Raw genomic sequence first — 14,539 nt, 5'->3', positions numbered from 1 at the left:
CGATCAGGTCCGGGTGACGAGCAAGCAGCCGTCGTTCTGCACGACGGCCCTGAATGCGGCGGTGAGCATGGTGGACGTCTCGCGCTCGACGATGACGGCCGGCCCCTTGACCACGTCGCCGGGCATCAAGCTGTCCCGCTCATGAATGCCGGCATCGCGGAAGACGCCGTGCGCGGCGTCGAAGAGGCGGCGCGTCCGTGGAGGCGCCACGACGGCGCCCTCATCGACGATGGAAACCCGGGCGACGGGCGGCAGCGGGGAGCTTGCCTTGACCGACCAGCTGACGATCTCGACCGCAAGCCCCTCGATGGCGCGGCCGAAAAAGCGCTCATATTCCCTCTCGAACAGGCCCGCGATTTTCACCGCGCTCGCAGCATCGAACTGCTCAACGTCGAGCGGCACCGGAATGTCCCAGCCCTGCCCCGCGTAGCGCATGAAGAGCGTGCGTTCGATGACGGGCGTTCCGCGATCGAGCCCGCCTTCGACGAAGCCGAGGGCCTCCGCCTGCATGGCTGAAACCAGCACGTTCGCCGCGGCAAAATCGAATGCCGAGAGATTGAAAACGGCGCTGCGCACGGATTCGTAGCCGAACGGCGCGCGCAAAAAGCCGATGGCGGAGCCGACACCGGCACCCGGCGGCACGAGGAAGGTGGAGATGCCCATCTTCTCGCAGAGCCGCGCGGCATGCAGCGGGCCGGCGCCGCCGAAGGTGATCATGGTGAAATCGGCAATGTTCTTGCCGTTCTCGACCGTGTGGACACGGCCGGCATTGGCCATGTTCTCGTCCACCATCTCGCAGGTACCGAAGGCGGCGGCCTCCGGATCGAGGCCGATAACGGCGCCGATATCGTCGGCCATGGCCTGCCTGCTGGCCTCGACAGAAAGCGGGATGACGCCGCCGGCGAAATTGTCGGGATCGAGCTTGCCGAGGATAAGGTCGGCATCCGTCACGGTCGGGTTCCTGCCGCCGCGCTGGTAACATGCCGGCCCGGGCTCGGAGGCGGCGGAATGCGGGCCGACGCGGATCTGGCGCATGCCATCGACCGAGGCGATGGAGCCGCCGCCGGCACCGATCTCCACCATTTCGACGACCGGGATGGAGATCGGCATGCCGGAGCCCTTGCGGAAGCGATAGGTACGGGCAACCTCGAAGGTCTTTGCCGTCTTCGGCACCTGGTTCTCGATCAGGCAGATCTTTGCCGTCGTGCCGCCCATGTCGAAGGAAAGCACGGTGTCGAGCCCATGGCGGCGGGCGATGTCGGCGGCGAAGATCGCCCCGCCCGCAGGGCCGGATTCGACGAGGCGAACCGGGAATTCCGCAGCGCTTTCGACCGAGACGATGCCGCCGCCGGAATGGATCATGAAGACCGGACAGGATACGCCGATCTCCTTCAGCGAGACGACGAGCCGATCGAGATAGGATTTGATCGCCGGCTTGACATAGGCATTGGCTGAGACCGTGTTGAACCGCTCGAACTCGCGCATCTGCGGCGAGACTTCGGAGGAAATCGACACGGAGACATGCGGCAGGCGCTCCAGGATCGCCGCGCGCACCGCGACCTCGTGCGCGCCGTTGGCATAGGCATGGATGAAACCGATGGCGACGCTCTCGTAGCCGCCGGCGGCAATCGCCTCGACCACGGCGGCAACGGAGGCCTCGTCCAGCGGCAGAAGCATCTTGCCGGCGGCGTTCATGCGCTCACGCACGACAAAGCGGTCGGCGCGGGATATCAAGGCCTGTGGCAGGGTAATGTTGAGATCGTACTGCTCGAACCGGTTTTCCGTGCGCATTTCCAGCACGTCGCGAAACCCCTCCGTCGTGACGAAGGCGGTCTTCGCGCCGCGCCGCTCGATCAACGCATTGGTGGCGAGCGTCGTGCCGTGGATCAGGAGGTCGATCTTGGAAAGGGCGATGCCGGCGAGATCCGCGACGGCAACGACACCTTTGAGGATCGCCTGTTCGGGCGCCGTATAGTCGGTCAGCACTTTCGTCGAATGAAGGACGCCGTCGATGTCGAGCGCGATATCCGTGAACGTACCGCCGATATCGACGCCGACCCGGCAGTTTCGCGGGCTATCCTTTACCATCGCACCCTCCACAGACGACATCCTTACAGCGCCGCACCCCTACCGTATCTGCCGCCCGGCCCGGCCATCCGATCGCAAGGGTATTCAATCGTAAAATGGATATATCACTTATCATACATGTGTCAACTTAAACCAACCCAGAAGCCCCGCGCAATCCAGGCTGCGGCGAGCACCGTGGCGGCACTGGATCACACGATGGCAGGCTTTGGTAACGAACACGAGTCGGTGCAAGCGGCAAGCCCCGCGCCGACGCCCGGCCCCACGCGGTGGTGAGCCTCTCGCGGAGGTCGAAAGGACATAAAACAGGCGGTACGGATCCACCAAGCGGCCGTTCGGCGCCGCCGCGCAGATCGCCCCCGGACACATGGGCGGCACGGCAAAGCAGGAACGAAGGGGTCGGGAACGGCAGGATCCCTCTCGCCGGACCTGCTTCAGGCTAACGGGCACGGTGATCGGTGCAGACCTGCTAGCCTGAAGCAGGACGCTGATAGAATATCTACCTTGTGATCAAGACAGGCCATCAATTCTCACGAAGAAACATCGCCCTTGCGTCAACGATATCCGCAAGGCGCCGTCATGGGTTGTAGCCCGCCTGCACCACCGTGACCGCGATCATGTGAAAGACATCATCGGCGTTGCAGCCACGCGAAAGATCGTTGGCGGGCTTGGCAAGGCCTTGCAGGATCGGGCCGATGGCGGTGGCGCCACCGATGCGCTGGGCGATCTTGTAGCCGATATTGGCGGCGTCGAGATTGGGGAAGACGAAGACATTGGCCTCGCCGTGCAGCGCGGAATTGGGCGCCTTGGCGGCGCTGACGGCCTCGACGAAGGCGGTGTCGAACTGCAATTCGCCGTCGATGACGAGGCCGGGCGCGGCGGCATGGGCCAGCCGCGTCGCCTCCACCACCTTGGAGACGCGGTCATGCGCAGCGCTGCCCGCCGTCGAGAAGGAGAGCATCGCCACCTTCGCCGGCTTGCCGGCCAAGGCTTCGAACGAGCGCGCCGACATGACGGCGATATCGGCAAGGCCCGCGGCATCGGGATCGACCACCAGCCCGCAATCGGCGAAGACGAAGGCGCCCTTCTTCACATGATGCGCCTCGCACAGCATCATCAGGAAGAAGCTGGAGACAAGGCCGACATCCGGCGCGCGGCCGATCGTCTGGAGCGCGGCGCGCACCGTGTCCGCGGTCGTCGCCACCGCCCCGCCCACCGTGCCGTCCGCCTCGCCCTCCCGCACCATCATGGCGGCGAAGACGAGCGGGGAGCGCGCCGCCTCGGCCGCAGCCGCTGCATCGACGCCCTTGTTTTTGCGCAGCGCATGATAGGCGGCGGCGAGGCGTCGCGTGAGCGGGGAAGATGCGGGATCCTCGATACGAATCTCGCCCGCATCGGCGCCGGCCGCCGCCAGCCGCTCTTCGACGGCGGTCCGACTGCCGACGAGCGTGATTCCGGCGATGCCCGCCCGCACCGCCCGCACGGCTGCCTCGACGACGCGCGGGTCCTCCCCTTCGGCGAGCACGATATGGCGGGGCGCCGCTTTCGCGGTTTCGAGAATGCGGTCGAGCGGTTTCATCAGGCGTGCCCCAGATAATAGATGCCGACGAGGATGAAGACGGCGATGAAGGCGGTTTCCGCGACGATGAGGGCAACGGCGTCGCCGCCGACATCCAGCACCCGGCGCAGCGAGGTGCGCATGCCGACGGCGACGATGCCGGCGAGCAGCGCCCAGCGCGAGGCCTCCATGCCGGCCGTCGCCACCATCTCGGGCACGAGGCCGAAGGAATTGAGCGCCGCGAAGATAAGGAAGGCGACGACGAAGCCAGGCAGGAGTGGTGGGCGTTTTCCCGCCTCCCCTTCCGGCTGCGGCACATTGCGCAGCGCCAGCGAATAGGTGAGCACGACGGGCGCCAGCATGGTGACGCGGATCAGCTTGACGAGCGTCGCCGTCTCGCCCGCTTCCGGCGAGACGGAAAAGCCGGCGCCGACGACCTGCGCCACGTCATGGATGGTGCCGCCGAAGAAGATGCCGGTCGCCCGCGCATCGAGCCCCATGGTCTGGGCGATGATCGGGTAGGCGATCATGGCGAGCGTCGAGAGCACGGTCACCGAGAGCACGGTGAAGATCAGGTTGCGCTCGGAAAACTCGTTTTTCGGCAGCACGGCGGCGATCGCCATCGCCGCGGAGGCGCCACAGATGGCGACGGAACCGCTGGTGAGCAGCGCCAGCCGCCAGCCGCGGCCGAGCAGTTTTGCGGCAGCGAGGCCGAAGCCGATCGTGGCGACCAGCGCCGAGACGAGCAGCAGAATGGTGCTGGCGCCAAGCCCGATCAGGAGATCGACGCTGATGCGCATGCCGAGCAGCGCAACGCCGATGCGCAGCACATGTTTGGCGCAGAAATCGATGCCGGCGACGCAGCGTCCCTCTTCTGAGAGAAAATGGAAGGCGATGCCGAGCAGCAAGGCCATCAGCATGGCCGGCGCGCCGTAGTGATCGGAGAGGAACTGGGCGGCGACGGCCACGGCGGCGGTGACGGCAAAGCCCGGCCAGTAAGCGGCAAATCCGGAGGGCATGCCCCTGAAACGGTCTTGGACGGAGGCGGCGAAGGTCATGATGTCGTTCCGGTCGCTTGCGGGAAGACGGGCCCGCCCGGTTTTCCTGCCGGGCGGGACATGGGTCGGGGAGGATCAGGCCCGCTTCTGCGGGCGCATGTCGGCGCGCTCGATGCCGGCAACCGGCACCGGCTTCTTCATCGCATCACGCCGGAAGGGTTCGCCGAGTTCCTGGTTAAGGATGACCTCGACGAAGGTCGTCACGCCGCGCTTCTGGTCGGCGATGGCATTTGCCAGCGCCTCGGTGAGGGCCGCCGGCGTATCGACGGCGACGCCCTTCAGCCCGCAGCCCTCGGCCACCTTGGCGTAGCTGAGATTGGGGTTCAGCTCCGTGCCGACGAAGTTGTTGGAATACCACAGCGTCGTGTTGCGCTTTTCCGCACCCCATTGATAGTTGCGGAAGATCACCATGGTGATCGCCGGCCAGCCCTCGCGGCCGATCGAACCCATCTCGTTCATCGAGATGCCGAAGGCGCCATCGCCGGCAAAACCGACGACCGGCATATCCGGGCAACCGATCTTGGCGCCGACGATCGACGGGAAGCCGTAGCCACAGGGGCCGAACATGCCGGGCGCCAGATATTTCCGGCCCGCCTCGAAGGTCGGATAGGCATTGCCGATCGCGCAATTGTTGCCGATGTCGGTGGAGACGATCGCCTCCTTCGGCAGCGCGGCCTGGATCGCCCGCCAGGCCTGGCGCGGCGACATGCGGTTCGGCTCGCGCGAGCGGGCGCTCTCGTTCCATTCCGTGCCGACATCGTCGTCCTCGTGGTCCATCGAGGAGAGCTGCTGCTGCCAGGCCGAGCGGGTCTGGTGAATGGCGGCCTTACGCGCCTCGCGCCCGGCATCGCCGGCGGAGGGGGAGAGCTGTTCCAGGATCTGGCCGGCGACCTGCTTGGCGTCGCCGCAGATGCCGACGGTCACCTTCTTGGTGAGGCCGATGCGGTCGGCGTTGATGTCAACCTGAATGATCGCGGCGTTCTTCGGCCAGTAGTCGATGCCGTAGCCCGGCAAGGTCGAGAAGGGATTGAGCCGCGTGCCGAGCGCCAGCACGACATCGGCCTTGGAGATCAGCTCCATCGCCGCCTTCGAGCCGTTATAGCCGAGCGGGCCGACCGACAGGCGGTGGCTTCCCGGGAAGGCGTCGTTGTGCTGGTAGCCGCAGCAGACCGGCGCATCCAGCCGTTCGGCGAGCTTCATGGACGCGCCGATCGCCCCGCCGATGACGACGCCCGCACCATTGAGAATGACCGGGAATTTCGCTTCCGACAGCAGCTTTGCCGCCTCGGAAATCGCCTGCGGGCCGCCGGCCGGGCGCTCGAAGCGCACGATGGCCGGCAGGTCGACGTCGATCACCTGGGTCCAGTAGTCGCGCGGGATGTTGATCTGCGCCGGAGCACAGCCGCGCCAGGCCTTTTCGATGACGCGGTTCAGCACTTCGGGAATGCGCGAGGGGTCGCGCACCTCTTCCTGGTAGCAGACCATCTCCTTGAACATCGCCATCTGGTCGACTTCCTGGAAGCCGCCCTGGCCGATCGTCTTGTTGGCCGCCTGGGGCGTCACCATCAGGAGCGGCGTGTGGTTCCAGTAGGCGGTCTTGATCGCCGTGATGAAGCCGGTGACGCCCGGGCCGTTCTGGCCGATGGCGATCGACATGGTGCCCGTCGCGCGGCTGAAACCGTCGGCCATCATGCCGGCATTGGTCTCGTGCGCGCAGTCCCAGAATTTGATGCCGGCCTTCGGGAAGAGGTCCGACACCGGCATCATGGCCGAGCCGATGATGCCGAAGGCATGTTCGAGGCCATGCATCTGCAGAACTTTGACGAAGGCTTCCTCGGTGGTCATTTTCATGGCGTGTTCCCTTTCTGATTTCAATGGGTTAGAGGATTTCGTCGCGCAGGTAGTACCAGCGGTACATGCCCCACTGGCCGAGCCGGCGGAACGGGGTGAGAAGCCCGTGGCTCGGCAGCGGCGAGGTGAAGATCGGAAGGTTGAGGCCCGCGCCCTTGCCGGCGACCATCTGCGCCATGCGACGCCCGGCCTGCGCCGAATACATGACGCCGTTGCCGCCATAGCCCATGGCGTAGAACAGGTTTTGCGCGGGGTCCGGCTGGAAGATGCGCGGCATCATGTCATGGCTGACATCGACCCAGCCCCACCAGGAATAGTCGATCTCGATGCCGCGCAGGATCGGGAACTTGCGGTAGAGCCCCTCCAGCAGCAGCGCGAGATGTTTCGGGTTGGTGGCGTCGCGCCCGGTGATGGCGCTGCGGCTGCCGATCTGCACCCGGCCATCCGGCAGCATGCGGTAGTAGTGGCGGAGCGTGCGCGTATCCGTCAACGGAATGCGCGCCTTGAAGTTCAGCGTCTCCTGCTCGGCCGCCGTCAGCGGTCGTGTCACCACCGAATTCGACAGGATCGGCATCAGCCTGTGCTTCGTCAGCGCATTCATGCCGGGCGAGGTGTAGCCCGCCGTCGCGATACAGACCGCGCGAGCGCGCACCGTGCCGCCCGGCGTCCGTAGATAATGCACGCCGCCCTTCGCCGTGCAGTCGAGCACCGGGCTCGACGTGTGCACCGTCGCGCCGAGGCGCCGCGCCAGCCGGAGATAGCCGAAGGCGAGCTTTGCGGCGTGGATGCCCATGCCGTCAGGCTCGTACATCGCGCCGCGGGCTTCCGCATCGCGGACGAAGTCGCTGTGAATCTCTTCGCGCGAGACCATGCGGGCGCGATAGCCGAACGTGTCGTTGAGGACGCGGGCCTCGTTTTCGAGGTTCGGCAGGACCTTGTCGCGGTGCGCAATGTAGAGATGGCCGCCATCCTGCGGATCGCAGTCGATGTCAGGCTCGCGGACCAGCGCGCGGAACAGGTCGAAACCCTCGGATATTTCCGCATGCATGCGCTTTGCGACATCGACGCCCCAGCGGGCGATCCATTGCGAGCGTTTCAGGCGGCCGGCGGAGATTTGCGCCTGCCCGCCGTTGCGGGTGCTGCATCCCCAGGCAACGCCGTTGGCTTCCAGCACCGTCGCCTTGATGCCGTGCTCGCGGGCGAGATGGATGGCGCAGGACAGGCCGGTATAGCCGGAGCCGATGATGGCGACGTCGACATCGATATCGCGCGTCACCGGGCCGTCGTCCTCCGGCTCGGGGCCGGCGGTGCCGATCCAGTAGGTCGGCGCATAGTCCTTGCCGGTGCCGGGGCTTTTGGCGTGTTCGGGATCATAGGCGGGATCGAACGGCGCCCTGCCGGTTTTCGGGGGAATGGTGCGCATCTGCATGGCCTTGCCTCCCATCCCTCAGTAGCGGGGCTGCAGAACCGGCCGGTTCTTACGGAACGCCTGCTTGCGGACGATCTTGCCGTTTTCGAAGGTGAAGAGATCGCAGCCCTCCGCCTCGATGCGGCTGCCATCGGCGGCCGTGCCGGAAAAGGTCCATTCGGAAACGCCGCGGTCGCCGCTGACGAAATGGCTGTGGTTGCCCCATTCGGCATCCGGCATCGCCTTCCACACGCCGCTGAAGGCGTCGGCGATCGCCACGGCGCCTTCGATCCGGGTGCCGTAAACATCAGGGCCGCCGACGGCGTTGAACACACAGTCCTCGGCGAAGAAACCCATGACCCCGTCGACGTCATGCCGGTTGAAGGCATCGAACACGCTTTTGAGATCGGTTGCGGTGAGTGTCATCGTCCTGTCCTTTGTCGCAAGGCATGGCTTCGCCGGAGACGGGAAACGCCGTCTTTGAAAGGCCGCCACGGCCGGGGAAATGAAGTGTCGGGGCTAGAGCATTTCCGCTTTTCTTCGAATCGCTAAAACGCTCTATCTCTTTGTTTTTCGGCAATTCCTGACGCAAAACCGCTGCGCACTTTTGCTGGAATTGCTCTCGTCGCCGCCGGTCAGATGCGCCCCTTCCAGGGGATCAGCGTCTTTTCGAGGTAGCGGATGAGCAGGTCGAAGGCGAAGGCGAAGAGGCCGATGATGAAGATGCCCATGATCACAGTGTCGCTTTCGAGGTTTTCCGCCGCATTGAGCACCATGAAGCCGAGGCCGCGGTTGGCTGCGACCATTTCCGCCGCGACAAGGGTCGTCCAGCCGACGCCGATGCCGATGCGCATGCCGGTAAAGATCTCCGGCAGGGCCGCCTTCATGATCACTTGGCTGATGACCTGCCCGCGGGTGGCGCCCATCGCATAGGCCGCGTGGATTTGCTCCGTCGAGACCGAACGCACCCCTGCCCTTGCGGCAATCGCCATCGGCGCGAAGATCGCCAGATAGATCAGGAACACCTTGGGGAATTCACCGATGCCGAGCCAGATGATGACCAGCGGTAGATAGGCGAGCGGCGGCAGCGGGCGGTAGAACTCGATGATCGGATCGAACAGGCCGCGCACGAAGCGGTTGACGCCCATCAGGATGCCGATCGGCACAGCCGTCACCAGCGCCAGCAGGAAGGCGCCGAAGACGCGGCCGATGCTGGCGAGCGTGTGCTGCGCCAGCGTCGAGTTCGAAACGCCCTCCGTCATCGCCAGCCAGAACTTGTCCCAGACGGACAGCGGAGACGGCAGGAAGAGCGGTTTGACCCAGCCGGACTCCGTCACGAGGAACCACATTGCGACGAGCACGGCCGCCGTCACGAAGCTGATCAGGCCGCTGCTGCCGTCGCCCGGCGCGCCAAAAATCTTGCCGGCCTTGGCGGGCTTGGCCCGTGTCACTCTGTCAAGCATGGGCCACCTCCGGGTTGCCGGACGCACGTTCGTCGCCATAGATGATGCCGAGCACTTCCTCGCGCATGCGGATGAATTCCGGGCTCGACTTGATCGCGCGGGCATTGCCTTCGGCGAGGAAACGGCGGTTGAAATCAAGCTCGTAGGTATGGGTGATGCGGCCCGGGCGCGGCGACATGACGATCAGCCGCGAACCGAGGAACAGCGCCTCCTCGACGCTGTGCGTGATGAAGAAGAACATCTTGTTGGTGAGCTGCCAGACCTCCAGCAGCAGTTCCTGGATGGTCTCGCGCGTCAGCGCGTCAAGCGCCGCCATCGGCTCGTCCATCAAAAGCATGGCGGGGTCGCAGGTCAGCGCCCGCGCAATGCCGACGCGCTGCTGCATGCCGCCGGAGAGATGATAGATCATGTGACGGTGGAAATCCTGCAAGCCGACGAGGGCGAGGTTTTTCGTCGCGATCTCCCGCCGCTCCGCCTTGTCGACGCCGCGCAGCTTCAGGCCGAATTCGGTGTTCTCGATGACGTTGAGCCAGGGCAGAAGAGCATGTTTCTGGAACACCACGCCGCGCTCGGCGCCGGGACCGTTGACCCGGTGATTGCCCAGCGAGATATCACCCTCAGAGGGGGCCATGAAGCCCGCCATCAGGTTGAGCAGCGTGGTCTTTCCGCAGCCCGAAGCGCCGAGCGCGACGACGAAATCGCCGCTCTTGATGGTCAGATTGACGCCTTTCAGGGCGATCACCGCCTGGTCCGAGTACAAGCCCGGATAGGTCAGACTGATGTTCCTGACGCTGAGTGTTTCCATGAGAAATGCCTCCCTGCACCTCGATCACGTCTCTAAGCGAAGATGGCAGCACCGGCCGCTCCACCGGCCGGTGCGCCATCGACGGATGGTTACTTCGCCGCCGCCGCGGCGAAATCCGCATTGACGAAGGGCGTATAATCGTCGAGCGACTTGCCGATCTGCTTCTGCTCGACGAGGAATTTGGCGCTTTCGGTGAGCGCCCGCGTCGCCCCGCCGCCGAGCCAGGTGTCGGAGGCCTGTTCGTCCGCATTGGGGAAGGAGAGCAGCCCCAGCGCCTCCACCGTGCTCGGCCCGTCGCCGCCGATCAGCTTGACGATACCCTGTACCTCGGGCGAGTCCACCGTCCACTTCGTCTTGTTGGCGTTGTAGTCGGCATAGGATTCGGCGAGAACCTTGGTGAAGGCCTCCATCAGCTTGGGGTTCTCCGCCGCCCAGGCCTTGTCGACCACCAGCCCGTCGAAGGTCGGCACGCTGGCCGCGCCGATGACCTCGCTGTCCGAGATCGCCTTGCCGGTCTTGAGGATTTCCGAGAGCGCCGGCGGCCAGACATAGGCGGCGTCGATATCGCCGCGCTGCCAGGCGGCGACGATCTGCGGCGGCTTCAGGTTCAAAATCTCCACCTCGCGCGGATCGACGTTCCACACCTTGCTCATGCCGACCAGAAGGTGGAAATGCGAGGTCGAGACGAAGGGCACGGCGACCTTCTTGCCCTTGAGGTCGGCGGGTGTCTCGATGCCCGAGCCATCGCGGGCGACCAGCGCCTCGGACTTGCCGATGTTGTCGAGGATCCAGAACAGTTGCAGCTCGACGCCGCGGGTCGCGGCCGCCGCCGTGCCGGTCGAGCCGAGCACGCCGATCGGCACGTCGCCGGAGGCGAGCGCCGTGGTGATGTCGCCGGCCGACGAGAACTGGCGCCAGTCGATCGTGTAACCGACCTCCTTGGCCGCCGCGTCGAAACGGCCGTCGGCGATGGCGGCGACGAACGGGCCGACGATCTGCTGATAGCCGACGACCAGATTGGTTTCCGCATAGGCGGCACTGGAAGCAAGAAGGCCCGCCAGAAGGCCGGCGGTCGCGGTCATGCGTTGAAAATGTTTGAAAAGCATCATCGTTCTCCTCATCGATTGGTGCTTGAGCCGGTTTCCTCCCGGTCTTCTTGATGAAAGTGATAAGGGCGAAGCCTGCCTTGCGTTATATCCAGTTTGGAAGTTGAATAGATCCAGATTGGCGGGACGGAGGACGGAAGACGTGCGCACCAACGTTTCCGAGACGATTTTCTTCATCGACCGGGAGAGCGGGCTGGGCTTGCAGGCGCAGTTGCGCGAAACGCTGGTCTCGGCAGTGCTGGCCGGCCGCGTGCAGCCCGGCGCGCACCTGCCCTCCACCCGCAAGCTCGCGGATTACCTCAACATTTCCCGCATCACGGTGACGCTCGCCTATCAGGAGCTGGTCTCGCAGGGTTATGTCGAGGCGGCCGACCGCAGTTCCTATCGCATCGCCGGCAATCCGCCGGGGCGCGGCGTGGAAGGCGACCGTCCCTCCGCCGGCTCCGCCCCGGTCGATTGGACGGGCAAGATGAAGATGCGCTTCGAGGTGGTGCGCCAGGTTTCAAAACCGCTCGACTGGCGGCGCTATCCCTACCCTTTCCTCTATGGCCAGATGGACCCGACGCTGTTCGATCTCAACGCCTGGCGCGATTGCGCCCGCCGCGCCTTGGCGCGCGAGGATTTCATCCTGATGGCGAGCGATTTTGCCGCCGCCGACGACGTGCGGCTGGTCAATTACATCTGCTCGCGCACCCTGCCGCGGCGCGGCATCCATGCCAATCCGGACGAGGTGCTCATCACCGTCGGCGCGCAGAATGCGCTGTGGATGGTCACGCGGCTGATCCTCGACAGGGGCTCCAGCGCGGTGTGTGAAAACCCGTGCCATCCCGATATCAGCGCCTCGCTGCTCCTCAGCGGCGCAAAGGTCACCACTGTCGACGTCGATGGCGAGGGCCTGCCGCCGGATGGGCTGCCCGACGATACCGATGCCGTCTTCGTCACGCCGAGCCACCATTCGCCGACCGGCGCGACCATGCCGATCGACCGGCGCACGCGGCTTTTGCAGGCGGCGGCGGAGAAGGATTTCGTCATCGTCGAGGACGACTACGAATTCGAGATCAGCTATCTCGCCCCGCCCTCGCCGGCGCTGAAAGCCTTCGATTCCACCGGGCGGGTGCTCTATATCGGCAGTTTTTCGAAATCGCTGTTTCCGGGGCTTCGCCTCGGCTATCTCGTCGCGCCCGCGCCGTTCATCCGCGAGGCGCGGGCGTTGCGCTCGCTGATGCTGCGCCACCCGCCCGGCCACCTGCAACGCACGGCCGCCTATTTCCTGGCGCTCGGCCACTATGATGCCGTGCTCCACCGCATGCGCACCGAGTACCACAAGCGCCATGTCCTCATGGCCGATGCGTTGGAGCGCGAGGGATTGACGGTCGTCGGTTCCTCAGCCTTCGGCGGCACGTCCTTCTGGATGGAAGGGCCAAACGGGCTCGATGCCGACAGGCTGGTCACCGCACTTCGCCAGGACGGCGTCCTCGTCGAATCCGGCTCGCCGTTCTTCCCGAGAAACGACCAGCCATGCCGCTACTTCCGCATGGGCTATTCCTCGATCCCGCGTGCCAATATCGTCGAGGGCGTTTCACGTCTCAGGGCGGGCATCGAACGCCTGATGCCGGGATGACATGTTGCACCAAAGGCGCGCGCCTGCTTGCGGCTACCCCGTCGCCGTTCAGTCGAGCACGTCGAGGTCCCGGCTGTGGCGCCAGAACATGCGCGGCGTCTCCAGCGCGTAACGCAAATCCAGCCGGTCGATCATACGCTCGGCCTCGCGCTGCGCCGCGTCGAGCACCGCGTCCTGATCGACATGGACGGGCCTGCGGTCGCGCAGCAACACCCTGCCATCGACCAGAACGGTGTGCACGTCGTTGCCGTTGGCAAAACAGGTGACGCGGAATTCCGGCATGTGGGCGGGGTAGAGGTGCGGGCGGCGCAGGTCTACGAGGATGATATCGGCCTTCTTGCCCGGCTCGAGTGAACCGATCTCCGCCTCGAGCCCAAGCACCCGCGCAGCGTCGATGGTGCACATTTCCAGCACCTTGCCGGGCGGAAGCCAGCTTGGATCGTGAAAATGGGTGCGGTGGTAATGCATGCATTGCTGCATGTGGCGGAACATGTCGGCCGAACGATCCGGTGCCGTCGCATCCGAACCAATGGCCACGGTGACACCCGCATCCAGCAGCTCCGGCACGGGGCACCGCGCCAGGATAGCGGCAACAGCGCTCGGATTGTGCACGATGGTCGTGCCGGTCTCGGCGCAGATCGCAACTTCTTCCGCATCGAGGCCCGTTGCATGGGACAGGAGGGTGCGCGGGCCAAGGATCCCGATCTCATGCGCGATGCGCACGCTGCCGCTGGTGTGGCCGTCCTGGGTGAAGACGAGGCCGCGTTCCTCGGCATGGCGCTTGACGGCACGTGACTGGGCGACGGCCTCCTGCGCTCCCGCCGTGTCCCGATAACCCTGATGCAAGGTGGGCGTCAGCAAGGCGAGGTGCAGGCGGCCGCCATGGCTGCCGTGCCAGCGGTCGATAAGCGCCTTGCAGGTCGAAAACTGCTGGTCGAAGGAAACGGGATAGTCGGTGCGTGTCTCGCCGTGCCAGCGGGCATAGGTCAGGGGATGAGGCGGGCGGGTCGTGCCGACCGCCACCACAGAGCGTGTTCCGATACCAAGCACGCCTTCCATATGGGCATCGCCATATTGCGGTTCGTCGGTGCGCATGACGGAATCGCCGCCGCCAAGCAGCGAGACGCCCGTCGTGACGCCGAAGCGCAGGCGCTCCAGCGCGGCAAGTTGCGCTTCGGTATACCAGAAATCCGGCGTCGAGCCGACGGTATAGGCGCCGCGGCAGGCCTGATACCACGGATCGCTCTTCCCGCCACCGAGCGTCTTGATCAGGCCATGGCCGGCATGAGCATGCGCATCGACGAAGCCCGGCATGATCGCCATACCGCGCGAATCGATGACCTCTGCGGCCGGATGCGCGACCTCCACCTCGGCGGTCGGCCCGACGGCGACGATACGGTCACCGGTGATGGCGACCGCCCCGTCGGCGATGATGCGGCGGTCCGGATCGATGGCGATGACGGTGCCGTTCTTGATGAGGATGTCGGCCATGGCGGTCTCCATTGGTTCGGTTCAGTCTCTGACACACGGACGCCTTAACGTGAACCGGTGCCGCTCCGTCCCTTCTCCCCAGCGGGGAGAAGG

General features: G+C 65.3%; 11 protein-coding genes. 1 reads left to right on the top strand and 10 read right to left on the bottom strand.

From position 1 onward, the window contains the following. Positions 1 to 3: 3 nt before the first annotated feature. From P9A16_RS15500 to tauA, 9 genes are all read right to left on the bottom strand, one after another. Positions 4 to 2,088: a hydantoinase/oxoprolinase family protein gene (locus P9A16_RS15500; RefSeq protein ID WP_024271196.1), complete on the bottom strand. Its 2,085-nt coding sequence runs from the start codon at positions 2,086 to 2,088 to the stop codon at positions 4 to 6. A 574-nt stretch (positions 2,089 to 2,662) separates the two neighbouring features. Beyond that, positions 2,663 to 3,664, bottom strand: coding sequence for a phosphate acetyltransferase (gene pta / locus P9A16_RS15495; protein WP_023513811.1), 1,002 nt, complete (start codon positions 3,662 to 3,664; stop codon positions 2,663 to 2,665). Then, complete coding sequence (locus P9A16_RS15490) at positions 3,664 to 4,701, bottom strand: YeiH family protein (RefSeq protein ID WP_023513812.1); 1,038 nt, start codon at positions 4,699 to 4,701, stop codon at positions 3,664 to 3,666. The genes pta and P9A16_RS15490 overlap by 1 nt, the downstream gene beginning before the upstream one ends. Positions 4,702 to 4,776: 75 nt before the next feature. After that, positions 4,777 to 6,552 (bottom strand): sulfoacetaldehyde acetyltransferase, encoded by a 1,776-nt coding sequence (gene xsc / locus P9A16_RS15485; RefSeq protein ID WP_023513813.1) that lies wholly within the window; start codon positions 6,550 to 6,552, stop codon positions 4,777 to 4,779. Positions 6,553 to 6,580: 28 nt separating this feature from the next. Beyond that, on the bottom strand, positions 6,581 to 7,981 hold the full coding sequence (locus tag P9A16_RS15480; RefSeq protein WP_023513814.1) for an NAD(P)/FAD-dependent oxidoreductase: 1,401 nt from the start codon (positions 7,979 to 7,981) through the stop codon (positions 6,581 to 6,583). Between the two features lie 18 nt (positions 7,982 to 7,999). Continuing rightward, entirely contained in the window at positions 8,000 to 8,386 is a 387-nt protein-coding gene (locus tag P9A16_RS15475; RefSeq protein WP_278025753.1) for a nuclear transport factor 2 family protein, read from the bottom strand. A 209-nt stretch (positions 8,387 to 8,595) separates the two neighbouring features. Then, the gene (locus tag P9A16_RS15470; protein WP_023513816.1) at positions 8,596 to 9,423 is read right to left on the bottom strand and encodes an ABC transporter permease subunit; all 828 of its coding nucleotides are present in this window, start codon (positions 9,421 to 9,423) and stop codon (positions 8,596 to 8,598) included. After that, entirely contained in the window at positions 9,416 to 10,228 is an 813-nt protein-coding gene (locus P9A16_RS15465; protein ID WP_023513817.1) for a taurine ABC transporter ATP-binding protein, read from the bottom strand. Before P9A16_RS15465 ends, P9A16_RS15470 begins: the two co-directional genes overlap by 8 nt. An 89-nt stretch (positions 10,229 to 10,317) precedes the next feature. Then, entirely contained in the window at positions 10,318 to 11,337 is a 1,020-nt protein-coding gene (tauA, locus tag P9A16_RS15460; protein ID WP_037408629.1) for a taurine ABC transporter substrate-binding protein, read from the bottom strand. Positions 11,338 to 11,476: 139 nt separating this feature from the next. Here tauA and pdxR point away from each other — a divergent pair, with 139 nt between their 5' ends. Beyond that, entirely contained in the window at positions 11,477 to 12,955 is a 1,479-nt protein-coding gene (gene pdxR, locus P9A16_RS15455; protein ID WP_023515474.1) for a MocR-like pyridoxine biosynthesis transcription factor PdxR, read from the top strand. 48 nt (positions 12,956 to 13,003) lie between these two features. Here pdxR and P9A16_RS15450 read toward each other — a convergent pair whose 3' ends face one another. After that, complete coding sequence (locus tag P9A16_RS15450) at positions 13,004 to 14,446, bottom strand: amidohydrolase family protein (RefSeq protein WP_023515475.1); 1,443 nt, start codon at positions 14,444 to 14,446, stop codon at positions 13,004 to 13,006. Between the last annotated feature and the right edge of the window lie 93 nt (positions 14,447 to 14,539).

The sequence above is a fragment of the Shinella sp. 838 genome (assembly GCF_029623935.1).
In the GTDB taxonomy this organism is placed as follows: domain Bacteria; phylum Pseudomonadota; class Alphaproteobacteria; order Rhizobiales; family Rhizobiaceae; genus Shinella.
This window is presented reverse-complemented; position numbering and strand designations above follow the sequence as displayed.

Bases quoted from the DNA above. Each gene is read 5' to 3' on its own strand.
- xsc (WP_023513813.1), bottom strand. From the start codon at position 6,552: ATGAAAATGACCACCGAGGAAGCCTTCGTCAAAGTTCTGCAGATGCAT.
- P9A16_RS15450 (WP_023515475.1), bottom strand. From the start codon at position 14,446: ATGGCCGACATCCTCATCAAGAACGGCACCGTCATCGCCATCGATCCG.
- P9A16_RS15480 (WP_023513814.1), bottom strand. From the start codon at position 7,981: ATGCAGATGCGCACCATTCCCCCGAAAACCGGCAGGGCGCCGTTCGAT.
- P9A16_RS15465 (WP_023513817.1), bottom strand. From the start codon at position 10,228: ATGGAAACACTCAGCGTCAGGAACATCAGTCTGACCTATCCGGGCTTG.
- P9A16_RS15490 (WP_023513812.1), bottom strand. From the start codon at position 4,701: ATGACCTTCGCCGCCTCCGTCCAAGACCGTTTCAGGGGCATGCCCTCC.
- pta (WP_023513811.1), bottom strand. From the start codon at position 3,664: ATGAAACCGCTCGACCGCATTCTCGAAACCGCGAAAGCGGCGCCCCGC.
- P9A16_RS15470 (WP_023513816.1), bottom strand. From the start codon at position 9,423: ATGCTTGACAGAGTGACACGGGCCAAGCCCGCCAAGGCCGGCAAGATT.
- tauA (WP_037408629.1), bottom strand. From the start codon at position 11,337: ATGATGCTTTTCAAACATTTTCAACGCATGACCGCGACCGCCGGCCTT.
- P9A16_RS15500 (WP_024271196.1), bottom strand. From the start codon at position 2,088: ATGGTAAAGGATAGCCCGCGAAACTGCCGGGTCGGCGTCGATATCGGC.
- P9A16_RS15475 (WP_278025753.1), bottom strand. From the start codon at position 8,386: ATGACACTCACCGCAACCGATCTCAAAAGCGTGTTCGATGCCTTCAAC.